Origin of the sequence: Methylobacterium sp. Leaf100, from assembly GCF_001422845.1 — a bacterium.
Lineage (GTDB): Bacteria > Pseudomonadota > Alphaproteobacteria > Rhizobiales > Beijerinckiaceae > Methylobacterium.
The window spans coordinates 56,136-82,400 of the sequence record NZ_LMMW01000034.1; the positions used below are offsets into that span (position 1 = coordinate 56,136).

Consider the following 26,265-nt stretch of genomic DNA (forward strand, 5'->3'; position numbering starts at 1 on the left):
CCCACGGACTGGTTCCTGGAGTGCTTCATGGACCGGCACTTGAACCGGCGCGAGGCGGTGGCGGCCGCCCTGCTGCGCCTCGCGCCCCGCCTGCCCGAATTCGAGGCCGGCGCGATCCTCGACCGGGCACTGGCGAGTCCCGGTCTGCGCGGGGCGGCTCCGGAGACGGCCGCTTGGCTCTGCCTCGTGGCCTATGGCCGGCACGTCTTCACCGACTACGATGCCCTCCTGGACGACGGCTACGATCGCGACAGCGCGCGCCACTTCGTGCTCGACGATCTCAATGCGGCCCTGGGAGCCTGGGGCGTGCGCCGGCTGATCTCCGAGGAGGAAACCGACCGGGAAACGGACGGCGAGGGCTGACGTCGGTCGCGGGCTTGTGCCGTGCCGGCCCTCGCGGCAGTCTCGCGTGGGCAGGCGGTCTCGCGTGGGAAACGTCGGACCTGGGCCGGCGGGCGGAGGCCGGGATTCATGGGGCTTGGTGAATGCGATATTCCGGAGAACCAGATCGGCACCCGGACGGATCTATCCGTGGCGTCGGTTTGAGGCGGATGCGCATCGCCGCCGCCGTCCTGCTCCTCGCAGCGGGCACCGCCGAGGCACAGGAGCCGGCCCGGTCCGCCGAAGTACCACCCGGCGCCTCGGCCGATTCGGCGGCCTGCACGGGCTTCGACTGGGCGCTCCTGCGCGAGCAGGCGTGGTTCGCGGCGCCCGGCCTGCCGCAGGTGGCGAGCGGCGGCACCCTGCCGGTGGGGATGCCGGGCGCCCTGCTCGGTCTGAAGCCGCAGGCGGAGGTCGCACCGCCGTTTCCGCCCTCCCGCGAAGCGAAGCCCGGGACCTATGGCGGCGTGCTGACCGTTCCGGCTCCGGTCACGCCGGGCCTGTATCAGGTCACCTTGTCCGACCGCGCCTGGATCGATGTCAGCCAGGATGGCAAGACCCCGCGGTCCCCGGTGGCCCACACCATGCGACCGGGTTGCGCGGTCCTCGCCAAGAGCGTTCGCTTCCAGCTCGGCGCCGTGCCCATCACCATCGTGGTGAGCGGGGCCGAGGCCGATACGATCCGCATCGCCGTCGCGCCCGCCGAGTGAACGTCCCGCGCCGCCCCTCGATCGGATGTCGGTTTCCGGCCCGCGTGCCGCGGCGCGCCGAAGGTTTTGTCGCGCACACGCGGTCGCGCCGCCGCCGCCGATGGGCTAGCCTCGCGAACCCACCCTTCATTCCCGTGCCTGGAGCGTAAGCCCCTGTCCCTTCGCCGGTCCCTTCGTCCGATCCGCCTCGCGACCCTCGCGATCCTCGCCCTCGGCACGGCCGCGCAGGCTCAGGATCGGGGAACCCTCGACCCGAAGCCCCTGCCGCCCCTCGCCGATCCCGACGCGCCCGGCACCCCCGCCAAGGCCCTGTTCGGCCGGGCGACATCGCCGGCGCCCGGCCCCGCGCATGCGTACGGCTCCTATGCCAAGGGCTGTTTCTCGGGTGGCGAAGCCCTGGCGGTGGACGGGCCGACCTGGCAGGTGATGCGCCTGTCGCGCAATCGCATGTGGGGCACCCCGCCCCTGGTGGACTTCCTGGAGCGGCTGGCTGCCAAGGCGCCGCGGGTCGGCTGGCCCGGCCTCCTCGTCGGCGACATGTCGCAGCCGCGCGGCGGCCCGATGCTGACCGGCCACGCCTCGCACCAGCTCGGTCTCGATGCCGACATCTGGCTGACCCCGATGCCGGACCACCGTATGAGCCGGCGCGAGCGCGAAGAGACCTCCGCCACCAACGTCGTCCGGGCCGACCGCCTCGACATCGACCCAGGGGTGTGGGCGCCCGAGCACCTAAAGCTCATCCGCCTCACGGCGCAGCAGCCCGAGGTGGCGCGCCTGTTCGTCAATCCGGCGATCAAGAAGGCCCTGTGCCGCGAGGCCGGCGGCGACCGTTCCTGGCTGTCCAAGGTGCGGCCCATGTACGGGCACAACTACCACTACCACATCCGCCTCGCCTGCCCGGCGGGGCAGGACCAGTGCGGCGACCAGGCCCCACCGCCCGGCGGCGACGGCTGCGGCGAGGAGCTCGCCTACTGGTTCAGCGACGCGGTGCTGAACCCGCCGAAATCGACGAAGCCCGGTAAGCCCCGGCCGCCGATGACCATGGCGGCGCTGCCGGCGGCGTGCCGGGCTGTGCTCAAGGCACGCTGAGGCCTCGGTGTGGCCGTCGAAACGGCGCGCCACCTTCCCAAAGTCACGCCCCGGTCCAGTTAAGGCGCCATGCTCAACGATCGTCGCCTCGCGCAGCGCGCCCTGCGCCGCCCCGACCATCCCAGTCCGATGGTCGATCGGCCCGGCTTGCGTAAGATCCTGAGCTGGAATCTCCTGCGGCGCACGGGGGCCAACGTCGCCGTGCTCGCCACCCTGATCGAGCGCGAGAAACCCGACCTCGTGCTCATGCAGGAGGCTACGAAGGAGATCGCCGGGCTGAAGGACCGGCTGGGGGGGGATTATGCTTGGGCACCCCTGCCGGGCCGAATCCATGGACCGGCTCTTTGGAGCCCGACGCCGTTCCTCGCTCCACCGATCATCGTCGAACTGCCGTCGGGGGCGATGTTCGACCGGGTCTGCCAGATCCTCGACCTCGGCGGGTTCGGCGTCGCCAATGTGCACCTCTCCCACGGACAGATGCTGAACCGGCGTCAGTTGCGCCGGATCGCCGAGAACCTACCGGATTGCGCGGCGGTGATCGGCGACTACAACCTCGTCGGCCCGCCCATGCTGGCCGGGTTCCGGGATGTCGGGCCGCGCCTTCCGACCCATGCGATGGCTCGACTGGTTCCCTTGCGACTCGACCGCTGCCTCGTGCGTGGGCTCACCTGCCACGCCTCGGCGGTCCTGCCGCGCGGCCCCTCGGACCACCGCCCCATCATCGTCCACCTGTCGCCCACCCCCCTGCAGGCGCGGCGGCCGGACCGCGACGCCGCACGGAGCTCGTTCGATCGGTTCGCGATGCGGATCTCGGCGTCCCTCAGGGGCCGCGCGCGCCGGCCCTAGCCAGGCTGGATCACAGGTACGGCAGGGCCAACCGGACGCCCGCATCCCGCAGCCGCACGGGCAAGGCGCGCGCAGCCAGATTCTCGCGCGTCAGGCGGACCTCCATCTTGGCGCGCATGATGGCGTCGAGGGCCTCCGCGAGATCGGGATCGTACAGCTCGACGTTCACCTCGAAGTTGAGGCGAAAGCTGCGCATGTCCCAGTTGGCCGAGCCGATGAAGCACCACGTCCCGTCCACGACGAGGAGCTTCGAATGGTCGAAGGGCGGTGCGTCGAGCCAGATCCGGACCCCGCTGCGCAAGAGCGGATCGACATGCGCCCGCGTCGCCCAATCCACGAAGCGGTGGTCGCTGACCTTCGGGATGACGATGTCGACGCGGATGCCCCGGTTGGCCGCGAGGCAGAGGGCGCTGGTCAGGATCTCGTTCGGTAGGAAGTAGGGTGTCGAGAGGCGGATGCTGCGTGTGGCGCAGGCCACGGCCTGGAGGATCACGAGCTCGATCTTGCGCAGGTCCGCGTCCGGTCCCGAGGTGACGACCCGCGCCGGGATGGTACCGGCCGGTGCGAGGCGTGGGAACCATGCCTCGCCGGTCAGGTCCTCGCCCGCCACGAAGATCCAGTCGCTGGCGAACGCCGCCGCCAGCTGGTCGACCACCGGCCCTTCGAGACGGAAATGCGTGTCGCGGATCGGATGGGGCGGGGCCTGCGAAACCCGGTTGCCGTCGGCGATGTTGAGGCCGCCGGTGAAGGCGGTCCGGCCATCGAGGATGAGGAGCTTCTTGTGGGTCCGCATGTTGAGGAACGGCATGCGCCAGGGCAGGGCCGAGTGCATGAATCGGCCCGCCGGCACGCCGGCCCGTTGCAGGCGCCGGGTGATGCCGGGTGGAAAGTAGCCGCCGCCGATGCCGTCGATGATCACCCGAACGGCGATGCCGCGTCCATGCGCCTCGATGAGGGCGTCGCAGAAGGCCCGGCCCGTCGCGTCGTCGCGGAAGATGTAGCTCGAGAGCGCCACCGAGGCCCGAGCCGCTGCGATCTCCGCCAGCATGACCGGATAGGCGGCGTCGCCGTTGCGCAGCACGGTGACGGAATTGCCAGGCCGCAGGGGCAGGCGGGTGATCAGCCGCACGGCGTGATCGAGGGGCCGGAAGGCTTGGGGCAGAGGCGGCGGTGTCGGATCGTCGTCGGACGAGACGGCGGACCCGGCGGCTTGTGTGGGCCGGATGCGCAGCTTGTGCGCCCGGCGGGTCACCCGGTTGACGCCGAACAGGACGTAGAGCCCGGCCCCGAACATCGGTGAGAGCCAGGCGAGGCCGATCCAGCCGATGGCGCCCCCGACCTCGCGCTTGCGCAGCAGCACATGCATGGTCACGACGACGGACAGGCCGAGCCCGAGGACGGCGAAGACTTCGGACCGGATCGACAGCATGTCGCCGATCCATCTCAGTAGGGCCTGTTCCAACGCCGTTCCTCATCCCACGATCGGAGGTGGGATACGAGAAACGTCCGGCCGCTCCAAACGCCCCGTCAGGGCCGGGCGAGATCGGCGAGCAGGCTCGATGCCACCGTCGCCTTGGACACCGTGAGGCCCGAGGCCGCGATGGCTTCGACGGCGCTGCGGATGCGGGTGAGGGCGGGGCCACGCGCGGCGCTCCAGGCCTCGACGGCCTCCGGCCCCGTTCCGACATCGGCCACCACCTCGGCCGTGAGGCGGCGGTGGGCGGTGGAGAGTCCGGAGATCGCCCGCTCCAGGGCGACCCGGTCGAAGGTGTCGTCCACGGGGACCTTCCGCGCGGCGGCCACGAGATCGTCGAGGCTGAAATGCCGGGCGAGGGCGAAATGCGTCGCCGCGATGCCGGCCACCGGCTGCCCGCCATCCTCCGCCACCCGGACGATGTCCGGGCCGGCGGCCATCGCTGCCAGGGAGGCGAGGCGTCGGGCGGCCTCGGGAGGTAGGCCGTGTCCGACGAGTTCCGCCTGCCGGGCGTCGAGGGCGCCCTTCGCCTCCGGGCCGAGAATCTCGGGAAGCGCGGCCATCACGGCGGCGATGCCTTCACGGTAGCGTGCCACCAGGGGGGCGACGCTGCCCGAGAGGTCGAGGTTGCGGATGAACCAGACGATGCGGCCCGTCAGCAGATCCTGCACATCGGCGTAGAGGTCGAGTTGGGCCTGTCCCGGCACGGCGCCGGCGAGACCGTCGATGGCGAGATTCAGCTCCATCAGGCCGAAGGCGTCGCGGGTCACCGCGTAGGCCTTGGCGATGGTGGCCGCGTCGGCCCCGGTCTCGTCGATGAGGCGGGTGACGAGGGAGGGACCGCCCCGGTTGACGATGATGTTCGACAGCGCCGTGGCGATGATCTCGCGGCGCAGGCGGTGGCCCTTCACCGCGTCGGGGAACTGCCGGCGCAGGGCTTGCGGGAAGTAGCGCTGCAATTCGCGGTCGAAATACGGGTCGTTCGGCACCGGGCTCGCCAGGATCGCGTCGTAGAGCGACAGCTTGGCGTAGGCCAGAATCACGGCGTATTCCGGCCGCGTCAGACCCTCGCCCCGGCGCATGCGCTCGGCGATGGCGGCATCGTCGGGCAGGAACTCCACGGCCCGGTCGAGGCGACCTTCGGCCTCCAGGGACTGGAGGGTGCGAACCGCGAAGCCGGTCTCGCCGACGCCGCGGCGCAGGGCAAGCGACAAGGCCAGGGTCTGGAGCTCGTTGTTGCGTAGGACCAGGGCCGCGACCTCGTCGGTCATGCCGACGAGGAGCGCGTTGCGGGCGGCCGCGTCGAGGCGTCCGTCGCGCTCCGGCATCATCAGGGCGATCTTGATGTTCACCTCGACGTCGGAGGTGTTCACCCCGGCCGAATTGTCGATGGCGTCGGTGTTGAGGCGGATTCCGGCCCGCGCCGCCTCGATCCGCCCGCGCTGGGTCAGGCCGAGATTGGCGCCCTCGCCGACGACCCTGACACGCAGGACCGAACCGGTGATGCGCACGGCGTCGTTGGCCCGGTCGCCGGCCTCCTCGTCGGTCTCGGAGCCGGCGCGGACATAGGTGCCGATGCCGCCGAACCACAGGAGGTCGACGGGGGCCTTGAGGATCGCCTGCATCACCTCGGCCGGCGTCGCCTCGGCGCGTTCGAACCCCAGCACGGCCTGGATCTCGGGCGAGAGGGGGATCGTCTTCAGGCTGCGGGAAAACACGCCGCCGCCGGTCGAGATCAGCCCGGTGTCGTAGTCGCGCCAGCTCGAACGCCCGAGGTCGAACAGACGCTGGCGCTCGGCGAAGCTCGCGGCCGGATCGGGCGCGGGGTCGAGGAAGATGTCGCGGTGGTCGAAGGCCGCGACGAGCCGGAGGCTCCGCGACAGCAGCATGCCATTGCCGAACACGTCGCCCGACATGTCACCGACGCCCACGACGGTGACCGGGTCGGCCTGGACGTCGACATCCATCTCGCGGAAGTGGCGCTTGACCGCTTCCCAGGCGCCCCGCGCGGTGATGCCCATGCGCTTGTGGTCGTAACCCTGGCTGCCGCCCGAGGCGAAGGCGTCGCCGAGCCAGTGGCCGCGCTCCAGGGAGAGGGCGTTGGCGATGTCCGAGAAGGTGGCGGTGCCCTTGTCGGCCGCCACCACGAGGTAGGCGTCGTCGGAATCGTGGCGCACCGTGTCGGCCGGCGGCCGGATCGCATCGTCGACGATGTTGTCGGTGAGCTCCAGCAGGGTGCGGATGAAGACGCGGTAGCTCTCTGTGCCTTCCGCGAGCCAGGCTTCGCGGTCGGAGGCCGGCGGCAGGCGCTTGGGGAAGAAGCCGCCCTTGGCGCCCACCGGCACGATGACGGCGTTCTTGACCTGCTGGGCCTTCACCAAGCCCAGGATCTCGGTCCGAAAATCCTCCGGCCGGTCGGACCAGCGCAGGCCGCCGCGGGCCACGTAGCCGTAGCGCAGGTGCACGCCCTCCAGGCGCGGCGCGTAGACGAAGATCTCGAAGAACGGGCGTGGCAGGGGCATGCCGTTCACCTTGGCGCAGTCGAACTTGAACGCGATGGTTTCGCGCATCCCGCCGTCGTCGTGGCGTTGGAAGAAGTTCGTCCGTACGGCGGCTTCGACCAGATTGACGAAGCGGCGCAGGATTCGGTCTTCGTCCAGACTGGTGACCTCGCCCAGCGCCGTCTCGATCTCCGCCCGGATGGCGGCTTCGCGTGCCGTGCGGTCCTTCCCGGCCTCCTCTTGTCCCGCCGGATCGAACCGGGCGTGGAACAGGGCGACGATCCGGCCGGCGATGGCCGGATGCAGGCTGAGGGTCGCGGCGAGGTAATCCTGCCCGTAGCGGATTCGCAGCTGGCGCAGGTAGCGCCCGAGGCCGCGCAGGAGGGCGACATCGCGCCAGCCGAGGTCGCCCTCCAGCACGAGGCGGTTGTAGCCGTCTGAGTCTGCTTCGCCCGCCGCGATGGCGAGGAGTGCGGCTTCCAGGGGGGCTTCCAGCCGGTCCCGGTCGATGGGCGCCCCGGTGGCCCGCTCCAGCAGCATGTCGTGGAGCCAGACCTGCGCGGCGTCCGGCCCGTCCCCGGTGCGGACGCGGTAGGTGCGCTCGTTGATCACCCGGAAGCCGAGATTCTCCAGAGCCGGCACCCGGTCGGACAGGGAGAGCGATGCCCCCCGCGAAAACACCTTGAGGCGGATCTGGTGAGCCGGGTCGGTGTCGCGCCGGCCGATATCGACGGCGCGCGGGCGCGCTTCGCTCAGGGCTTCGAGGATGGCGATGTCGGCGATGGCGACGGCGGGCGCGAAGTTTTCGCGATACGCGGCCGAGAACGCGTCTGTGTAGCGGGCGGCCAGCGCCCGGGCCTGCCGGCCGGGCATCGCCTCCGCGAGGGCGAGACGCAGGTCGTCGCTCCAGGTTCGCACCAGGGCGCCGATCCCCGCCTCCAGGGTGGCGGGGTCGCGCTCGGCCGCGCCGTCCTCGGGCAGGCCGATGATGTAGTGGGTCCGGGCGAGCGGGCCTTCGGGGAAGTCCGGATAGGCCGCCGAGAGCCGGCCGCCGTATTTCCTGGCGAGGTAGGCGCCGACGCGCAGGCGGACCTGTGAATCGTAGCGGTCCTTCGGCACGTAGACGAGGAGCGAGACGAAGCGGCCGAAGCGGTCGGGCCGGGACAGGACGCGGATGCGCGGCCCTTCCGCGAGGCTGCCGATGGCGAGTGTGAAGCGGTGGAGGCGATCGACGGTGATCTGGAACAGGTCGTCGCGGGGATAGGTCTCCAGCACGTTGAGCAGGCTGCGTCCGGCGTGGCTCGTCGGGTCGAGGCCGGCCTTCGCGACCACGGCGGCGACCTTTTCGCGGAGGTAGGGGACCTCGCGTGCCAGGGCGGTGTAGGCGGCGGCCGTGAACAGGCCGACGAGGCGGACTTCGCCGGACAAGGTCCCGTCCGGGGAAAACAGCTTGACCCCGACATAGTCGAGATGGGCGGCGCGGTGGACCCGCGACTTCACGCTCGCCTTGGTGACGAGGAGCGCCTGCGGTTCTTCGAGGAAGGCGCGGATCTCGGGCGTGTCGTCGGCGAGCGTCCGTCCGCGCCGCAGGACCTCGACGGCGGGGTCGCGCAGGACGCCCCGGTTGGCCTCCGGCACCACCGCATGGGTGCCGCCGGTGAGGTCGTACTCGCGCAGGCCCAGCAGCGTGAAGTGGCCATCGCGCAGCCATTCGAGGAAGGCGTGCGCCTCCCGGACTTCAGCCTCCGGCAGGGATGTCCGTCCCGTCGCGTAATCCTGTGCCAGGGCAGCGAGGCGCGCCAGCATGGCGTCTCCATCGTCCGTCGCGCGGGCGACATCGCGGAACACGGCCGTGAGGCCGGCCTCGAGGCGGTCGCGGGCCTCGCCGGCATCGAGACGGTCGAGGTGGAGATGGATGAAGCTCTCGCGCGTGAAGGCCGCGTGGGCGTCCGCCGTGGTCTCGCCGACCACCCGCACGAGGTCGCCGTCCGCGTCGCGCTCCACGCCGAGGATCGGGTGGGCGACGAGGTGCGGTGTCAGCCCCTGTTCGGTCAACTCGGCGAGCGTCGAGTCGAGGAGGAACGGCCGGTTGTCGTTGACCACTTCGACGACGGTGAGTTCACGTGGCCGGCCGTCCCGGTCGACGGTCAGATCGGACAGGCGCAGGTCCGACGGGGCGCCGGCCCTGCGCGGCGCGGCCAGATGCTGACGGGCGGCCAGCGCCAGATCGGCCAGGGCGTCCGGTGTATAGGGCGCCAGATCCTCCGGCGAGGTGCGCCCGAACAGGTCGCGCACGAAGCCGCCCGGACCGTCGCGGCGATCGACGATATCCGCCGCCGCGTTGAGAAGGTCGTCGCGGATCGAGCGCGCCTGGGCACTGGCCAGGGCCGTGGCTGCTTCGCTGCCCATGATCGTCGATCCTTTCACGCGCTCGAACCATCCTCGCACCTCCGCGTGACAGGCGGACGGGCGTCGAGTTGCGGTCAACCGGGCCGATCTTGGCCGGAGGCGGCGGATCATGCGCAGGGTCGGCAGCCGGTATCAATCGGTCCCGGTGGGCGCCCGCATGACGTTGGGGCTACGGTGTCAGTCCCCCTGCCGGGGCCGGGGGCGGACGGGCCGGCTGACGAAGCGCGATCCCGCGACGAGGAAGCGCCAGGGCGTCTCGACGGCGCGGGTGAGGCCGATGCGGCCGCAGGCCACCACCGTGCCGTCCGGCGCGCCGAAGGCGAGGTGGAACGGCGCACGGTCCAGTGGAACGCCGTCCTGCGCGTCCGTCACGCCGAGCGCCTGGCACAAACGGCCCGGTCCGGCGCAGAGCCGGCGCGGATCGTCGAGGCCGCGCCGTGCCGCCATGGTCGCCGGATCGTACCGCGGCTCGAGGGCGCGCAGGAGCACGGCGCTGCCCGGTTCGCAGACGAGGTTGAGGCACCAGTGCAGGCCGTAGGAGCGGTAGACGTAGGCGTGACCGGCGGGGCCGAACATGCTGGCGTTGCGCCGCGTCGGGCCGGTGAAGCTGTGCGAGGCCGGGTCGGTCCGGTCGTAGGCCTCGGTCTCCACGATGGGCCCGCCGACCCCGTCGACCCGCAACACGCAGCCGACGAGGTCGCGCGCGACCTGCACCGCCGGCCGCGCGAAGAAGGCCGCCGGCAGCGCCGCTGCGGTCACGGGAGCTTCGCGCCCTTGGCCGCTTCGCGGGCGCGGGCGAAGGCCTCGGGGCCGAGATGGAGGGCGACGCGGATCGCTTCCTCGACGAAGGCCGGCGCCGTGAGGCCGGCGGCCTTGGCGGCGCGGGAGACGTCGAGGCCGAGCGCCAGATCGACGGGAATCGGCGTGGTGCGGGGCGGGGCCGCCATGGCGGCGGCCAGCGCCGCCGTCCCGGTGAGGCGGGCCGGGGCGGGCGGGCTCGGGAGCGGCGCGGCCGAAGCCGAGGCCGGAAGCGTGGTCGTGGTCGTCCCGGCGGCCGATCCTGCAGGGGCCGCCAGGGCCTGCCGGCGTCCTTGCGCGGCGAGGCGGTCGGCCCGCTCGTTGCCGGCCTCGCCGGTGTGGCCGCGCACCCAGGTCCAGCGCACGTCGCGCCGGGCCGCCAGGGTGTCGAGGGTCTGCATGAGATCGACGTTCTTGACCGGGCCTGTGCTCGTGCGCCAGCCCTTGGCCTTCCAGCCCTTCATCCATTCCGTCACCGACTTGATGACGTACTGGCTGTCGCAGCGCATCTCGAGGGCGGCCCCCTCGGGGAAGTGTGAGAGCGCGCTGATGGCAGCCGTCAATTCCATGCGGTTGTTGGTGGTGGAACGCTCGCCGCCGCACAGCTCGATGGTGCTGGTCTCGGCCTGGATCACCACGCCCCAGCCGCCGGGGCCGGGATTGGGGTCGCATCCGCCGTCGGCGTAGACGATGGTTCGCATGGGGGCTCGATCCGTTGGGCGGATGGGATTGGGGCGCCGCCCATAGCACGGGCCGCCCCCGCTCCGGCACCCCCGCCGGGCGGTTCGCTCAGCGCGGATTCTGCCAGGTGGTGGCGGGCTGGGTGGTGGTGGGCTGGCGCGGAGCCGTCACCGATCCCGTGGTCGCCGCGGCCGGAATCGGCCGGCGGGCCTCCTCGCCGCGCTCGGCGACGTTCACGGGCCGGGCCTGCGCCGCCTGGCGCCGTGTGCGCACGGCCTTGGCCCGGCGGACGCGGCGGGGCCGAGCCCGCTCGGAATTGGAGCCGACGACGCCGCCCACCACCGCGCCGACCACGGCCCCGATGGGACCGCCGACCACGGCACCCGCGACGGCGCCCGTGCCGACGCCGACTACGGTGTTGCTCGCCGCCTGCACGGTCGCCGGCACCGCCAGCAGGCCGAGGAGCATCCCGCCCAAAACACGTTTCTTCATTGCTCGGACCTCTCCGACGGGGGCTGCCAGCGTCCGCCCCGGGGGGCGAGGCGGCGCGAAGAGGGCGCGTCGCCGGACGTGTCCCGATGTGGGACATCGGGTTCGAAAGGCTCGTGTGGCGCCTCACCGTGACCAAATCGGGGCCGGGTTCGGATGGGCGTCACGCCCGTATCCCTCCCGAAGCGTCGCCGGGTCGCTCAGTCGCCCATGCGCTGGAAGCTACAGGTGCCCAGGCCGGTATCGCGATAGCCCGCCGGGCAGTCCCGGACGCAGGCGCCGGCCGCGAACTTGAGCGGCGGCTCGCACAGATGGGCGAAGCCGTCGTTCCGCCGCGCAGCCGGCGCCGAGTCCCAGGGCGCGCCCTGCACGGGCGTGCCGGCCGGCAACGCCGCCGCCAGTGTCAGGAGGGAAGCGAGGGCGAGGCGACAGGTCAGCGGGCGCTCCCTCCGGTCGGGCAACCGGCCGCGGTGCGTGGGCCGGAGCCCTCCGACCTCGCCCGGCCCATGGTGCCTCAGGCGGCGCAGTCGAGGAAGCCGGCGCGGATCGCCTCCGGGTCGAGCTTTCGCCCGATGAACACCACCCGCGACACGCGGGCCTCGCCGTCCTTCCACGGACCCTGCAGGTCGCCGTCGAGGATCTGGTGGACGCCCTGGAACACGAAGCGCTGCGGCTCCTCCGGGAACGCGACGATGCCCTTGCAGCGCAGGATGTCCGGCCCCTGCACCTGGGTCAGGGTCGAGATCCACGGCATGAACTTTTCGGGGTCCACCGGGCCGTCGATGCGGGCGGAGACCGACTGCATCTCGTCGTCGTGGTGGTGATGGTGGCCCTCCTCGAGGAAGTCGGGCTCGATGTCGAGGATGCGCGACAGGTCGAAGGCGTTGCGGTCGAGCACCTCGCCGAGGGGCACGTCGCAGCGGCTGGTGCGGTGGACTTTCGCGTAGGGGTTGATCGACCGGATCAGGCCCTCGACGCGGTCGAGGTCGGCCGGCTCCACGAGGTCGGCCTTGTTCAACAGGATCACGTCCGCGAAGGCGATCTGGTTCTTGGCCTCGGGGGCGTCCTTGAGCCGGTCGGCGAGCCATTTGGCGTCCGCCACCGTCACCACGGCGTCGAGGCGGGCGGCGCCGCCGACATCCTCGTCGATGAAGAAGGTCTGGGCGACGGGGGCTGGGTCGGCGAGGCCCGTGGTCTCGACGATGATCGCGTCGAACTTGCCGCGCCGCTTCACCAGGCCGTCCATGATGCGGATGAGGTCGCCGCGCACGGTGCAGCAGACGCAGCCGTTGTTCATCTCGAACACTTCCTCGTCGGCGCCGATGACGAGGTCGTTGTCGATGCCGATCTCGCCGAACTCGTTGACGATCACCGCGTAGCGCTTGCCGTGGTTCTCCGTGAGGATGCGGTTGAGGAGCGTGGTCTTGCCGGCCCCGAGATAGCCCGTGAGCACGGTCACGGGGATTTTTTGGGCGCCGGCGTTCGGGCTGTCGGAGTTCGGACTTTCGGACATGGCGGCTCTTTTCGGGTTTCCGGGGACGGCTTTGGCCGGGTGTCGGGCTGTTATATTGTATCATCGCCTTGCGATGGAAGGCCGTCCCGGCTCGGCCGGCGCATTACTCCAGCCTTCGCTTCCTCGCTGCAGGCTGGTGGATCCATACATCGGCGAGAGCGCCGATCGCTCCGAGCGAGGTACGGGCTCCTCCTTCTCCCTTGTGGAGCGGGGGCGATGGGGTTCCGCCCGCCTCCGCAGGGAGACAGGCACACGCGGTCGCTCCCCACCGGCGAGGAGGGCCGCGTCGCGTTAGAATCCAGGAATGCGATCGTCTGCGAGGAGGTGAGGGAGTGCGCGAGGGTGGTATCCCGCCGTGCGAGGTCCATAGCCTGGAGAAGGGACTGGAGGTGGAGCCCGCACTGTCGACGCGCCGTGTGGCGACGTTCGTCGCGGACATCCGAGGCTTGCTACTCCGCTGCCGAGGCCGCATGCGACCCGTGTCAGGCATGCTGAAGTTCGCTAGCATTCCTTCGAAGCCGACATTTGCCGGTCGCTGTTCGACGTTGGCTCGGAGCGGCGAGGGGACCGAAGCACCATGCCCATTCGTGCCGGGAAAGACGCTTTGATTGGGGTCGGGCTCGCGTTCACCGCGGGGTTCGTGGACGCTGCCGCCTTCATCGCCCTGACCGGCCTCTTCACGGCGCATGTGACAGGCAACTTCGTTCTGATCGGTGCGGAATTGGTCTCCACCTCGACGGGCGTCCTCGCCAAGCTGCTCGCCCTACCGATGTTCATCCTCGCCGTGGCTGTGACGCGCCTGATCGCCTTGGCCCTGGAGAGAAGAGGATCGCCGCCGCTGCGCCCCTTGCTGGCGCTCGAAGCCACCGTCCTGATCGCCTTCACGATCGCGGGCGTGGCCATGTCGCCGCTCGGCTCACCGGATGGCGCGAAGGCGATCGGCGTTGGCATGCTCGGTGTTGCCGCGATGGGCATTCAGAACGGTATCGGGCGTCTCGTGATCGGCCACTTGGCGACGACGACGGTGATGACCGTGAACGTCACGCAGGCCGTGATCGACCGCCTGTGCGGGGCGAAGCTCGATGACCAGGTCAGCACCCGCCTGCGGCGTACGCTGTCCGCCGTGGCGGCCTTCGCGGCGGGCGCACTGGCGGGGGCCTTCGGGATCGCCGCCTTGTCCTTCTGGTGCGTGCTCGTGCCGGCCTTCGTCCTCATCGGGCTGCTGATGGTTCCCGACCGAAAATCAGGGTCGTGAGCAGCTGTTTTGGGGCCGGACGTGTCGAACGGCCTTCGGTATGGCGCCCATCCGGGCATTTCAGATGACGTTCCATGCACCGCGGATGGCGGGTCGGCCGCGCGACCGGGGGGCTGGAAAAACCCTTCCCCACCCAGTGACGACCTCGAGGTTTCCACACAGCCCGGATTGGGAAGTACTGGTTCGGCAGACCCATAGGGGTGCATCGGCACGCGGCGAACGTTCGTCTCGGCCATTCGAGCACGGCGATCGCGTGCCGCCCCTTCCCGGAGAGAACGTATGTTCACGCACGTCATGATTGGCAGCAACGATCTGGAGCAGGCCCGTCGCTTCTACGACGCCACATTCGCCGCGCTGGGAGGCAAGCCCGGCGAGATGGATGCCAGGGGCAGGCTGATCTACGCCCATGAGGGGGGTCGACTGATGATCACGAAACCCATCGACGGCAAGCCGGCGACCGCGGCCAATGGCGGGACGATCGGTCTCGCCGCAGCGAGCCGCGAGCATGTTCTCGCGTGGCACCGGGCCGGCACCGAGCATGGCGGTGCCGCGATCGAGAGCCCGCCCGCAGAGCGCCCGAACGGGGCGTTCGTCGCTTACCTTCGCGATCCGGACGGAAACAAGCTCACTGCACGGACCCGGCGGGTGACGTGACGGAAACCGCGATCATCCTTGCCCGTTTCGGCCTAGGGGCGAGGGGCGGGGGCTGACGTTGCGCCTCCGACAAGGGTCGGCAGTCGGTGCGGCGACCTCGGCTGCTGCTTCCCTCCCCTCTCGCTCGGGCCCGGACAGTCACGACCCCACCCGTCTCGAACGCTTCGAGCGCGTGCCATCCGTCAGGTTCGCGCCACTCGACCGGCACGGGGCGGCCGCAAGGCGTCGCACAGGGCGCCGAGGGTTTCCCGGAATCCCGTCGTGCCGGCGAGCACGCGTTCCAGGAGAAGCGCCCCCTCCAGGGTCGCCACCACCAGCCGGGCCGATGAGGCGGGGATCACGTCCGCCCGCACGCCGCCGTCGCGGAGCCCGTCGGCGAGGACAGCCTCCAGCCAAGCGATGTGCTTGTCGAAGAACCGGGTGACGGCGATGCGGACGGGCTCCGGCAGGGTGTCGCGCTCCACCGCCAGCACGGCGCACAGGCAGCCGAGGTCGTCTTCGACGCCCCCGAGATAGAGCCGGCCATAGGCCTCGATCCGCGCGACCCCGTCGGTCGTCTGGGCCAGGATCGCCGCGAGGGCCGTATCGTAGCGGGCGTCGTAGGCCCCCACCAGGGCGAGGGCGAGATCGGCCTTCGTCGGGAAATGGTGGTGGATGCTCGCTTTGCGGATACCCACCACCGCGGCCAGGTCGGCGTAGCTGAAGCCAGAATACCCCCGGCCCCGGATCAGGGGCTCGGCCTGGAGCAGCAGTTCCGCACGCGTGTCTCTCATGGACGGGGCAAATCTCCTGGGCGAGCCGAATTTCCTGAGCGAGCCAAGTTCCAGCGCGGCTCGAATTCCAGCGCGGCAATGGGACGAGGAATAATTCCGGTTTCGGGGGTGCGTGAGGAACGTATCCGCAGGCAGGAAAGGAAAGGTCGCGAAAATGTGCCATTGACGGCAGAATAAATCTACCTACTAAATGGTAGTCAAGAAAACAAGCGGAGGACGTCTCGTATGCCGGCCCAGGATGGCCTCGTGGATCCGCGCTCCGTTGCGCGAAGCCTTCGGTCGAACCGGCGCCAGGCCCTGCGCGGCGGGCTGGCCCTGTTCGGCGGCCTGTGCCTGTGCTGCCTGCCGACCCTCGGGCGCTCGGCGGAGGGGTTCGCCCTGGACGAGGTCGGTCCCGGCATCTTCATCCGGCGCGGGCCCGACGCCGAGGCCTCGCCCGACAACGACGACGCCATCGCCAATATCGGTTTCATCGTCGGCGAGACCTCCGTGCTGGTCACCGAATCCGGCGGGAGTCTCGCCGACGGGCAGTGGCTGCGCGGGCAGATCAGGGCCCGCACGGACAAGCCCATCAGCCACGTCGTGCTCACCCACGTCCATCCCGACCACTGCTTCGGGGCCGAGGCGTTCGCGGCGGACAAGCCGGTCTTCATCGGCCATCATGCCCTGCGCGCGGCCCTGGATGCGCGCGGCGACTATTACCGCACCCGCCTCGTCGAGATTCTGGGGCCCGAGAAGGCCGGGCGAGTGGTGTATCCGACCCTCGAAGTCGCGGATCGCGCCGAGATCGATCTCGGCGGGCGCCGGCTCACCTTCCACGCCCACGGGGTGGCGCACACCAATTGCGACCTCTCCATGCGGGATTCGGCCTCCGGCATCCTGTTTCCCGCCGACCTCCTGTTCGTCACCCGCATTCCGTCCCTCGACGGCAGCCTCGTCGGCTGGCTGAAGGAGGCGGAGGTGCTCAAAGCCATGGGGGCGACGAAGGCGGTGCCGGGTCACGGCCCGACCCTGGTGGAGTTCGCGCCCGCCCTGGCCGACCTGACCCGCTACCTCGCCACCCTGCGCGACGAGACCCGCAAGGCGCTGGCCGGCGACATGCCCATCGAGAAGGCGGTGGCCACCATCGGCCGGTCGGAGGCCGACAAGTGGGCGCTGTTCGACCTCTACAACGGCCGCAACGTGACCCAGGCCTTCAAGGAACTCGAATGGGAGTGATCCCGCCCCATGTTACCCTCAAGAGGAGACACGCCATGAAGCCGTTCACCGCCGCCCTCGCCCTGTCGCTCGCCGCGTCGCTCCCGGCCGCCGCCCTGTTGACCGGTCCCGTTCTCGCCGCCGGCGCCTCGGACACGGACGCCGAGCGTCAAGCGCGCTGGAACGAGATCCGCACCTCGATCTTCGGCGACAAGGCCGTGCAGCACACCGACACCCTGGTGAAAGTCGACGCCCCGGTCCGGGCGTTGGACGCCGCCCTGGTGCCCATCACCCTGACCATGCCGGAGAAGGACAAGGTCGCGGGCGTGTCCCTGGTGATCGACGACAACCCGTCGCCCTACGCGGCCAACATCACCTTCGGCCCCGCCGCCGATCCGGGCGAGATCAAGCTCCGGGTGCGGGTGAACAACTACACCAACGTCCACGCCGTGGTGCGGACCAAGGATGGCGGGCTGTTCGAGACGACGAAGTTCGTCAAAGCCTCCGGCGGCTGCTCGGCCCCCATGGGGATGAGCGACGAGGAGGCGATGAAGGGCATGGGCGACATGCGGATGAGGTTCGCCGAAGGGGCTCCCGGGGCCAAATCAACGGAGGCGACGCTGATGATCCGCCATCCGAACTTTTCCGGCATGCAGATGAACCAGGTGACCCGCGACTACACTCCGGCGCGCTACATCCAGAAGGTCGTGGTCTCGCAGGGCGGGCGCAACATCCTGACCCTGGACGGCGACATCTCCATCGCGTCGAACCCGGTGATCAACTTCGCGTTCCTGCCCGAGGGCCAAGCGCCCGTGACGGTGGTCGCCTCCGACAACCAGGACGGTCGCTGGGAGCACAGCTTCCCCGTGCCGGCCCCGAGCAACTGAGCGGGAGGTCCGGCATGATGTTCCTTCCTCGCCTCGCCGCCGCTGCCTTCCTCGCCCTCGGGACCATGGCGGCGGCCCCGGCCGATTCGCCCGTCGACGTGCCCGAGCCCGAGGGCTTCCACACCGGGCCGCAGCAGGGCTACACGCCGCCGACCCTGAAGGGCGCGGTGGTGCTCGACATCGACGGCCTCGACCGGGTGGTGGCCGAGGCCAAGCCCGTGCTGATCGACGTGGCCCTGGCGGACCGGCGCCCCGCCGGCATGGCCGCCGACAAGCCGTGGCTCCCGGCCCATCGCAGCATCCCCGGCGCCGTATGGATGCCCAGCGCCGGGGCCGCCCCCCTCGACCCCGCGCACGAAGCCCTGTTTCTCGCCCGCGTCGCGGAACTGACTGGCGGCGACAAGGCAAAGGCCATCGTCACCTTCTGCCGCCCCGATTGCTGGGGCAGCTGGAACGCCGGCAAGCGCCTCGTCCAGGCCGGCTACACCGGCGTGCACTGGTTCCCCACGGGGATCGAGGGCTGGCAGGAGACGCACGAGACGACCGTGGTGAGGGAGGACCCGGCCTGGGCGGCGCGGGGCCGCGGCGAGGCCCAGCGCTAGGGCCTCGGCCCGTTCGACGGTGGGGGATCGTTCAGGCCGCTCGTGCGATGCCGCCGGCTGGCGTATGCTGCGCGCCAGGCACACGGGAGACCGGATTTGTACAAGGTCAAGGCGAACGATCACCTCGGACGGAGCGCGACCTTCGCGTGCGGCACCGCCGATCAGGCCCTCGAGAAGACCTGGGAACTGGCCCGGCGCGGCTTCAAGGACATCCTCGTCATCGATCCCAAGGGACAGGAATCGAGCGCCAGCGCCTTCGAGCGGACCATGGACCTCGATTGAGGGCCCACCGTCTCGAAGCGGTCCAGGGCTTCCGGACGTGGGTCATGGCTTCGAACGGACGGATTTCAAGCCGGGACCCTGTTCGCAGTTGACACCGGCCGGGTTGTGGCGGAAGAAAGGCGCGCACACGGCGCCCCAAGTCTAGGGAGGGAACGCCCACCGAAGAGTGCGGGACGGCGACGCCATCGCCCGTCACCGCAGCGGGTGAGGCTCAGTGTTGTCCAAGTAACTTACATCACAAAGACCTTTCAAACTCTGCGCTTCGTTCGCGCGGGAGCGCGCGTTTCGTGCCGCGCGGGTGTATGACTCGTTCCACCTGTGCCCGCTTCCTTCTGGCGGGTGCCCTGCACCCGCGAGGGGTGCCCTGCGCCCGCCCTGCGGGGGCCGTGAGCCCGGTGGAGTCCGATGTCCCAAGTTGTCCAGTCGCGCCGCATCCGTGCCGTCGATCTCGCCAAGCGCAAGGCGGCGGGCGTCAAGATCATCGCGCTCACGGCCTATCACGCCCACACCGCCGGCATCCTCGATCCGCATTGCGACTTCATCCTGGTCGGCGATTCCCTCGGCATGGTGATGCACGGCATGGAATCGACCCTGCCGGTGACCCTGGAGATGATGATCGTCCAGGCCCAGGCCGTGATCCGGGGGACGTCGCGCGCCCTCGTGGTGGTGGACATGCCGTTCGGCTCCTACGAGGCGAGCCGCGAGCAGGCCTTCCTCAACGCCGCCCGCGTGCTGAAGGAGACGGGCGCCGGCGCCATCAAGATGGAAGGCGGCGCCAAGTTCGCCGACACGGTGGCCTTCCTGGTCGAGCGCGGCATTCCGGTCATGGGCCATATCGGCCTCACCCCCCAATCGGTGAACACCATGGGGGGCTTCAGGGTGCAGGGTCGCGAGGCCGACGGCGAGCAGCGCCTCCTGGCGGATGCCCGGGCCATCAGCGAGGCCGGCGCCTTCGCCATCGTTCTCGAAGGCATCGTCGAGCCCGTGGCCCGCGCCATCGCCACGGCGCCCGGCATCACGGCGGCCACCATCGGCATCGGCGCCAGCACGGCCTGCGACGGTCAGATACTGGTGCTGGAGGACATGCTGGGCCTGAGCGACCGCGTCCCGAAATTCGTCAAGCAGTTCGGCTCCCTGCGCGCCCAGATCGAGGGCGCCGTGGAGGCCTATGCCGAGGAGGTCCGCGCCGGACGCTTCCCCGCCGACGAGCACACCTACCCGCCAGCGTGACTGTACCCGCTTGCATGCCTCCGCCCGCGTGTCCCCGGTGCGACACCGCACGGGATCACCCCCGGGCGGACGCCGCGCGCTTACCATTCATCAACCGTTCGGTGTCCAGATTTCACCCTGACGCCCGATGCTTGAGAATCACGAAGGACACGACGTCATGAAGCGGACCCTCCTCGGCGTGGCCATGGCCGGCACGCTCCTCGTCACGATGACGCCCGGGGCGCAGGCCCGCGACGGCATCGGCCCCGGCGGCGCCGCGGCCCTCGGCGTGCTCGGCGGTCTCGCCATCGGGGGCGCCATCGCCTCCTCGCAGAACAACGGCTACTACCCCGGCCGCCCGGTCTACCGCGAGCCGCGCCCGGTCTATGTCGAGGAAGAGGTCTGCCACACGGAACGCCGTGGCTACATCGACGCCTACGGCGACGAGCACATCCGCCGCGTCCGCGTCTGCGAATGATTTTTGCGGGGCGGCGGGACCGGGGGTGAGCCCGGTCCACGCCCAGAACGGCTCATGCGACAGCCGGGAAGGTGGGCTCGGGATTGCCCGGTGGGGCACTCGAGCCCACCTTCGCGGCTGTGCTCGTTCGAGGGGGACGTGCGACGCCCCTTACCAGCGGTAGCCTAGGCTCGCGGTGATGCGCCGCTGGGTGCCGTAGAAGCAGGCGTTCGCGCTGGAGCATGACGAGACGAAGCGCTTATCGCCGGCATTCTGGAGGTTGACCGCCGCACGCCAGCCGTCGCGCTCGTAATGCACCACCGCGTCGAAAGTGACGTATTCGGGTACCGTGAGGGTGTTGGCGACATCGGCGTAGGAGCGCCCGACATAGTTCACGCCGCCGCCGAAGCCGAAGCCTTTCCAGTCGCCGACCGGGATCGTGTAGTCGGCCCAGAGCGAGGCGAAATTCTCCGGGATGCCCACCGGGACTCGGCCGAGGTCGAGATTCGTCCCCTCGATCGTCCGTAGGCCGTAGATCGTGTAGGACGCGATGAGGTTGACCCCCTCGGCGAGGTTCGCCGTCGCCGAGGCCTCGAAGCCGCGCGAGCGCACCGCGCCGATTTGCAGATTGGTGAACACGTTGGCCGGGTTCGGCGTCAGCACGTTGGAGCGCACCAAGTCGAACGCCGCCACGGTGAAGAAGGTATTCCAGCCGACCGGCTGCAGCTTGGCGCCGACCTCGATCTGCTCGCCCCGGTCTGCCTTGAACGGCCGGTTGTTCGCATCGACGCCCGCCGTCGGGTTGAACGAGGTTCCGTAGGTCACGTAGGGCGCGAGCCCGTTGTCGAAGTTGTAGATGAGCCCGAGGCGCCCGGTGAAGGCGGTCTCGTCCCGCACCGTGGAGTTCGCCAGCACCAGCCGGTCCTGCACGACGTTGCTGACGAAATCCTGGCGGCCGCCGACGAGGAAGGTCAGGCGGTCGGTGAGCGCGACCTGATCCTGGAGGTAGAGGCCGGTCTGCTGGAGCTGCTGATTGACCACGCGGTAGGGGGTCGGCGTGGAGCTGAACTGGAAGTAGCGCGGCGACAGGATGTTGAGCGACGGCACCGGGAATTCCGGTGGGAACGGCGTCGATCCCTGATTGTCCGACAGGCTATAGCGTTTGTAGTCGACGCCCATCAGCACGGTGTGGCCGAAGAACCCGTCGCTGAAGCGCGCCTGCGCCTGGTTGTCGACGGTGAACAGGCCGGCGCGCGGCGTGGTCAGGAAGCCGTAGCGGGCGAGCTCGGTCTCGCTGGCATTGGCGTAGCCGTTGCCGACGTAGCGGGAATCGCGCACCTCCGTGAACGAGAAGCGGAAGTTCTGGCGCACGGTCCAGACGTCGTCGACATGGTGCTCGAACTCGTAGCCGAGATTGGCCTGGTTGCGGGTGTAGCTGTCCACCAACGGATCGCTGGCGTTGAGGGTGCGGGCGATGCGCAGGCCGGACGCGTTGGGGCGCACCGTGCCGGAATACGGCAGGAACTGGCCTGCGCCGCCGGTCTCGTCGCGCTGGAAGCTCGTCAGCACCGTGAAGGTGGTGGCCCCGTCCGGCTTATAAGTGAAGCTCGGCGCGATGTAGTAGCGATCCTCGGGCGCGAACCGGACCTGGGCGTCGCTGTTCTGCAGCTTGCCCGTCAGGCGGTAGAACCAGTGGCCGGAACTGTCGGCCGGGCCGCCGACGTCGAAGGCGGCGTAGCGCTGGTTGAACGAGCCGCCGCCGAGTTCGACGTAGCGGAACGGCTCCGTCGTGGGGCGCTTCGACACGATGTTGACGAGGCCGCCGACGGGCGAGCCGCCGAACAGGGTCGCGGCCGGTCCGCGCAGGACCTCGATGCGCTCGGCACCGAACGGATCGATGCGGTAATTCGCGAACGCGGTCTGGAACAGCTGCAACCCATCGCGGAACAGGCCGGTCTCCGTGGCCGAGAAGCCGCGAATGAGGAACCAGTCGAGGCGCGTGTCGGGACCGAACTGGTTGGCGTAGATGCCCGGCGTGTAGCGCACGGCCTCCGAGATCGTCTGCGAGCGCTGCGCCTCGATCTGTTGCGCGCCGATGACGCTGATGGATTGCGGCGTGCGGATGAGGGGCGTGTCGGTCTTCGTCGCCGTGGCACTGCGGCTGGCGACGTAGCCGGGCACGGGGCCCCGCGCGGTCTCGGGCTGGCTCCGCCCGGGCGCGCCGCCGCCACCGGGGCCGGCGCCGCTGCCCTCGACGCTCAGGGTCTCGAGGGTGACGGCGCTCTGTTGGGCCTCGGCCACGCCAGCGAGGGCGAGGAGCGAGACACCCGCGAGGGCAAGGCGGGCGATGGCGGAGGCCGCAGGGACAAAGGCTATAGGGGCAGGTGTCACGAGGGCGGACATGGCGAACTCTCCGTCGCGCAGGCACGCGTCATCGCGTGCGCCTGAGGGCGCGCGGGAGGGCACAGCGTGTTGTTTAGAATTATGATAAACTGTTGTTTTTCAACGGCTTATCGAGCACCGCTAAGCCCCGGCCCGCCGCCATGCAAGACCTCCCCCATCGTCTTTCGACAACCGTGGCGGTGGGATCACAGGCAATCGCCCGGCTGACGCAACCGTTGGGTATTCAACCGCGCTGACGCGTCTCTCCAAGGCGTTCGAGGAAGCCGATGGCGAGGCGACCGCGCTCGGCTGCGCATTCGCTCCCGCGACGCAGCAGAACCCGGCGATCCTTGCGCATCAAGTCTTCGGCCACGGGCACGAGCAGGGCTGGGGCATCCGCATGGAGGTCGACCGCCAGTCCCTGGGGACCGCCGCTGAGCCGCGCGATCCCGAGGGCGCAGCAGCCGACCCGCAGCCGGGCGAGGGTGAAGAGATCGTCCACCGCCGCGGGCAGGGGCCCGAACCGGTCCTCGACCTCGCCGCGCAGGGCCTCCACTTCCTCCAGGGACCGCAGGCGCAACAGCCGGGTGTAGAGGCTCAGGCGCAGCTCGGGTTCCGGTACGTAGTCGGCCGGCACGCTGCCGGTGAGTCCGAGGCGGATCTCGGGCGTCCAATCCTCGGCGGTTTCGCCCTTGGCGGCCCGCAGGGCGAGCTGGAGCAGATGCTGGTAGAGGCCGAGTCCGATGAGCTTCACGTGCCCAGCCTGGTTCTCGCCGACGAGGTCGCCGGCCCCGCGCAGATCGAGGTCGCGGGCGCTGATGGCGAAGCCCGCTCCCAGGCGGTCGAGGGCCTCCAGGGTGCGCAGGCGCTTCTCCGTCGCCGGGGTCAGGGGCTTCTCGGGCCGGCTCAGAAGGTAGGCCACCCCGCGCCGCTGCCCGCGCCCGACCCGGCCGCGGAGCTGATGGAGCTGGGCCAGCCCGAAGCGTTCGGCCTCCCACACCAGCATCGTGTTGGCGCGCGGAACGTCGAGGCCGCTCTCGATGATGCTGGTGGCGAGCAGCACGTCGCCTTCGCCGTCGGCGAAACGGACCATGACGTCGTCCATCTCAGCGGCCTTGAGGTCGCCGTGGGCGACCAGGGTCTCGAGTTCGGGCACCAGGGCGGCGAGACGCTTGGCCATGGGGGCAATGTCCTCGACGCGCGGGCACACGACGAAGCTCTGGCCGCCGCGCCGGTGCTCGCGCATCAGCGCGGCCCGCACGGCGCCGTCGTCGAACGGCATAAGCACGGTGCGGATGGGCTGGCGCACGCTCGGCGGGGTCGCGATGACGCTCAGCGATTGCAGGCCGACGAGGGCCGATTGCAGGGTGCGGGGGATCGGGGTCGCCGTGAGGGTCATCACGTGGCCGTCGCCGGCCGCCTGGCGGAGGCTCTGCTTGAGCTTGGCCCCGAAGCGCTGCTCCTCGTCGATGACCATGAGGCCGAGATCGGCGAAGGCGACGCCCTTGGCGGCCAGACCCTGCGTGCCGACGACGAGGCGGATGGCGCCGGAGGCGAGCCCCGCCTTCACCCGCTTGGCCTCCGTCGGGGAGACGAGCCGCGACAGATGGGCGACCTCGATGCCGAACCGACTGAAGCGGCGCTGGAAGGTCTGGACGTGCTGGCGCACCAACACGGTCGTGGGGGCCACGACGGCGACCTGCTTGCCGGAAAACAGAGCGGCCGCCACGGCGCGCAGGGCCACCTCGGTCTTGCCGAAGCCGACATCGCCGCAAACGAGCCGGTCCATGGGGCGGCCCGAGGCGAGGTCGGCGAGCGCGCTCTCGACGGCGCTGGCCTGATCGGCCGTGAGGTTGAAGCCGAAGCCGGCGGCGAAGCGCTCCATCTCGCGCTCGGGTGGGGCCAGCACCGGAGCCATGACGGCGCTGCGCGCCTCGGCATCCTTCAGCATCTGGCGCGCGGCCTTGGCGAGGGTCGCCTCGGTTTCCAGGCGCCGGCGCCTCCACGAGCCGCCGTCGAGGCGGTCGAGGGTCACGGCGTCGGGCTCGGAGCCATAGCGCCAGATGCGGTCGGCCTGGCTCACCGGCACCATCAGGACGGTGTCGCCCGCGAACCGCAGGCGCAGGGCGTCCTCCGTGCCCTCGCCCGTGCCGACGGATTCCAGACCCTCGAACACGCACAGGCCATTGTCCCGGTCGACGGCCACGTCGCCCACCCGCAGATCGACCTCGCCCATGGGGAGGATCGCGGCCTGCCCGCCGCTGGCCGCGGCCACCCGGCTGCCGAAGAGATCGGCCGCCGCGATCACGGCGATGCCCTGGTCGGGCACGCGGAACCCGGCCTCGATGGGGGCGGCCAGGACGAGCAGGTCGCCGGCCGGGGCGTCACTCACATCGGACCAGCTCGCCGCCTTGCGAGCCTTGCGGGACAGCGCCTTCTCGGCGGCACGCACGAGGCGGGGCAGGGCCTCGGCCGGGCCCGTGAGCAGCACCCGCTCCCCCGCCGCGACGTGGCCGCGCAACGCTTCGGCGAAGGCCGGGCCGGGCCGGACCTTCGTGACGAAGGTCGGCAGGGCGATGGACTCGGCATCCGCCGCGGAGGCGGTCGCGACGGGGCGCGCACTCTGGAGGGCGGTCCATTCATCGGGGGTGAGATAGAGGTCGTAGGGCAGGGGGGCGGCGCGGCCCGCACCCTCGCGCCCTTCCGCGATCTGCTCGAAGAACGCGGCGGCGCGGTCCTGCGCTCCGGCCTCGATCACCAGGCGGGCGCCGGGCACGTAATCGAGGGGCGTGACGAGGTGCGGGTACAGGCGGGGCAGCCCATGCTCCTGGCCGGTGAACGGGCGCAGGGCCGTGCCGGTGTCGCGGGGCAGGACGATCTCGGTGGCCGGATCGATGACCAGGACAGCCGCATCCGCGAGCGACCGTTGCGACACGGGATCGTAGGAGCGGATGGCGGTGACGCGGGCGTCGTCGTGCTCGATCCGGCACGGGCGCTCGGCGGCGGCCGGAAACACGTCGACGGTGCGTCCCCGCACGGCCACCTCGCCGGGCTCGTCGACCCGGTCGTCGAGGATGTAGCCGAGGCGCTGGAGGTCCGTCGTCAAGGCTTGCGGATCGAGGCGGTCGCCGACGCGGATCTCCAGATGGGCGTCGGCCCAGGTCTCCGGCGGCGGCACCCGTTGGATCAGCGCCGGCGCGGTGGTGAGCACGATGTCGGGCAGGTTCGTCGCGTCGGTGAGCCAGCGTAGGACGCCCGTGCGGGCCCCCATGGTGCCGCGGGAGGGCGAGGCGCGGTCGAATGGCAGGCAATCCCATTCGGGGTAGATCGCGACGCTGCGCTCGGGCGCCAGCGCGCGCAGAATGTCGGCCAGCGCGCCTAGGCGATGGCGTTCCCGGGCGATGTGCACGAGGGGACGGGCATCGGCCTCGCGGTCGAGGAGCGATACCGCCAGGGCGCCCGTGGGGACGAGGGGGGCGACGTCGGAATCATGGTGGGCGGGGGCCGTCTTGGTCCTGCGCTTAGCCATCGAGGATGCGTCCGCCCTGTTCTTTTTGCCTTGGGCTGGAGAAACGCGCCGGTCCGCGCCGGGCTCCCGATCGAATCGGGTTGTCCCCTGTTTGCCGCAGGCCGGGGACGGGCCCGCGCGATGGTGCCGCAGGGCCTTTGAACTCGG

Annotated in this window: 22 protein-coding genes; 12 read left to right on the forward strand and 10 right to left on the reverse strand. The window is 70.5% G+C overall.

What is annotated here, in order from left to right:
* The first annotated feature begins 27 nt into the window (after window positions 1-27).
* The 4 genes from ASF25_RS14970 to ASF25_RS14985 all read left to right on the forward strand — a co-directional run bounded on the left by ASF25_RS14970 (window position 28) and on the right by ASF25_RS14985 (window position 3,026).
* Window positions 28-363 (forward strand): DUF2293 domain-containing protein, encoded by a 336-nt coding sequence (locus tag ASF25_RS14970; RefSeq protein ID WP_056305555.1) that lies wholly within the window; start codon window positions 28-30, stop codon window positions 361-363.
* 188 nt (window positions 364-551) lie between these two features.
* Window positions 552-1,091: a hypothetical protein gene (locus ASF25_RS14975; RefSeq protein WP_056305556.1), complete on the forward strand. Its 540-nt coding sequence runs from the start codon at window positions 552-554 to the stop codon at window positions 1,089-1,091.
* Window positions 1,092-1,271: 180 nt separating this feature from the next.
* Window positions 1,272-2,180: a penicillin-insensitive murein endopeptidase gene (mepA, locus tag ASF25_RS14980; RefSeq protein ID WP_156369016.1), complete on the forward strand. Its 909-nt coding sequence runs from the start codon at window positions 1,272-1,274 to the stop codon at window positions 2,178-2,180.
* A 129-nt stretch (window positions 2,181-2,309) separates the two neighbouring features.
* Window positions 2,310-3,026, forward strand: coding sequence for an endonuclease/exonuclease/phosphatase family protein (locus ASF25_RS14985; RefSeq protein ID WP_056305705.1), 717 nt, complete (start codon window positions 2,310-2,312; stop codon window positions 3,024-3,026).
* A gap of 10 nt (window positions 3,027-3,036) precedes the next feature.
* Here the strand turns inward: ASF25_RS14985 and ASF25_RS14990 are convergent, their stop codons facing one another.
* The 7 genes from ASF25_RS14990 to ASF25_RS15020 all read right to left on the reverse strand — a co-directional run bounded on the left by ASF25_RS14990 (window position 3,037) and on the right by ASF25_RS15020 (window position 12,891).
* Window positions 3,037-4,488, reverse strand: coding sequence for a phospholipase D-like domain-containing protein (locus ASF25_RS14990; protein ID WP_056305558.1), 1,452 nt, complete (start codon window positions 4,486-4,488; stop codon window positions 3,037-3,039).
* Between the two features lie 65 nt (window positions 4,489-4,553).
* Entirely contained in the window at window positions 4,554-9,410 is a 4,857-nt protein-coding gene (locus ASF25_RS14995; RefSeq protein ID WP_056305560.1) for an NAD-glutamate dehydrogenase, read from the reverse strand.
* A gap of 177 nt (window positions 9,411-9,587) precedes the next feature.
* Entirely contained in the window at window positions 9,588-10,154 is a 567-nt protein-coding gene (locus ASF25_RS15000; RefSeq protein WP_056305706.1) for a DNA-3-methyladenine glycosylase, read from the reverse strand.
* A gap of 11 nt (window positions 10,155-10,165) precedes the next feature.
* Entirely contained in the window at window positions 10,166-10,909 is a 744-nt protein-coding gene (rnhA, locus tag ASF25_RS15005; protein ID WP_056305563.1) for a ribonuclease HI, read from the reverse strand.
* A gap of 88 nt (window positions 10,910-10,997) precedes the next feature.
* On the reverse strand, window positions 10,998-11,381 hold the full coding sequence (locus ASF25_RS22825) for a hypothetical protein (RefSeq protein ID WP_156369001.1): 384 nt from the start codon (window positions 11,379-11,381) through the stop codon (window positions 10,998-11,000).
* Window positions 11,382-11,578: 197 nt separating this feature from the next.
* Window positions 11,579-11,839 (reverse strand): hypothetical protein, encoded by a 261-nt coding sequence (locus tag ASF25_RS15015; protein ID WP_244473040.1) that lies wholly within the window; start codon window positions 11,837-11,839, stop codon window positions 11,579-11,581.
* Window positions 11,840-11,892: 53 nt separating this feature from the next.
* A complete protein-coding gene (locus ASF25_RS15020; RefSeq protein ID WP_056305565.1) occupies window positions 11,893-12,891 on the reverse strand; it encodes a GTP-binding protein in 999 nt (332 codons plus the stop codon).
* Window positions 12,892-13,468: 577 nt separating this feature from the next.
* Here ASF25_RS15020 and ASF25_RS15025 point away from each other — a divergent pair.
* Both ASF25_RS15025 and ASF25_RS15030 read left to right on the forward strand, forming a co-directional pair.
* Window positions 13,469-14,146: a YoaK family protein gene (locus ASF25_RS15025; protein ID WP_056305567.1), complete on the forward strand. Its 678-nt coding sequence runs from the start codon at window positions 13,469-13,471 to the stop codon at window positions 14,144-14,146.
* Between the two features lie 279 nt (window positions 14,147-14,425).
* Window positions 14,426-14,800 (forward strand): VOC family protein, encoded by a 375-nt coding sequence (locus ASF25_RS15030; RefSeq protein ID WP_056176662.1) that lies wholly within the window; start codon window positions 14,426-14,428, stop codon window positions 14,798-14,800.
* Window positions 14,801-14,982: 182 nt separating this feature from the next.
* Here the strand turns inward: ASF25_RS15030 and ASF25_RS15035 are convergent, their stop codons facing one another.
* On the reverse strand, window positions 14,983-15,573 hold the full coding sequence (locus tag ASF25_RS15035) for a TetR/AcrR family transcriptional regulator (protein WP_056305569.1): 591 nt from the start codon (window positions 15,571-15,573) through the stop codon (window positions 14,983-14,985).
* Window positions 15,574-15,798: 225 nt separating this feature from the next.
* On the opposite strand from ASF25_RS15035, the gene ASF25_RS15040 reads away from it, so the two are divergent.
* The 6 genes from ASF25_RS15040 to ASF25_RS15065 all read left to right on the forward strand — a co-directional run bounded on the left by ASF25_RS15040 (window position 15,799) and on the right by ASF25_RS15065 (window position 20,228).
* Window positions 15,799-16,791 (forward strand): quinoprotein relay system zinc metallohydrolase 2, encoded by a 993-nt coding sequence (locus tag ASF25_RS15040; RefSeq protein WP_082502772.1) that lies wholly within the window; start codon window positions 15,799-15,801, stop codon window positions 16,789-16,791.
* A 35-nt stretch (window positions 16,792-16,826) separates the two neighbouring features.
* Window positions 16,827-17,657, forward strand: a complete 831-nt coding sequence (locus ASF25_RS15045; protein ID WP_056305571.1) for a quinoprotein dehydrogenase-associated SoxYZ-like carrier — start codon at window positions 16,827-16,829, stop codon at window positions 17,655-17,657.
* Window positions 17,658-17,671: 14 nt separating this feature from the next.
* Window positions 17,672-18,259, forward strand: coding sequence for a rhodanese-like domain-containing protein (locus tag ASF25_RS15050; RefSeq protein WP_056305573.1), 588 nt, complete (start codon window positions 17,672-17,674; stop codon window positions 18,257-18,259).
* A gap of 96 nt (window positions 18,260-18,355) precedes the next feature.
* Window positions 18,356-18,541 (forward strand): hypothetical protein, encoded by a 186-nt coding sequence (locus ASF25_RS15055; protein ID WP_056176674.1) that lies wholly within the window; start codon window positions 18,356-18,358, stop codon window positions 18,539-18,541.
* 405 nt (window positions 18,542-18,946) lie between these two features.
* Complete coding sequence (panB, locus tag ASF25_RS15060; protein ID WP_056305575.1) at window positions 18,947-19,771, forward strand: 3-methyl-2-oxobutanoate hydroxymethyltransferase; 825 nt, start codon at window positions 18,947-18,949, stop codon at window positions 19,769-19,771.
* Between the two features lie 157 nt (window positions 19,772-19,928).
* Window positions 19,929-20,228 carry a hypothetical protein gene (locus tag ASF25_RS15065; protein ID WP_056176681.1) on the forward strand — a complete coding sequence of 100 codons (300 nt, stop codon included), beginning with the start codon at window positions 19,929-19,931 and terminating at the stop codon, window positions 20,226-20,228.
* A 150-nt stretch (window positions 20,229-20,378) separates the two neighbouring features.
* Here the strand turns inward: ASF25_RS15065 and ASF25_RS15070 are convergent, their stop codons facing one another.
* Both ASF25_RS15070 and ASF25_RS15075 read right to left on the reverse strand, forming a co-directional pair.
* A complete protein-coding gene (locus ASF25_RS15070) occupies window positions 20,379-22,610 on the reverse strand; it encodes a TonB-dependent siderophore receptor (RefSeq protein WP_056305577.1) in 2,232 nt (743 codons plus the stop codon).
* Between the two features lie 223 nt (window positions 22,611-22,833).
* Window positions 22,834-26,118, reverse strand: coding sequence for a DEAD/DEAH box helicase (locus ASF25_RS15075; RefSeq protein WP_056305580.1), 3,285 nt, complete (start codon window positions 26,116-26,118; stop codon window positions 22,834-22,836).
* Window positions 26,119-26,265 lie beyond the last annotated feature (147 nt).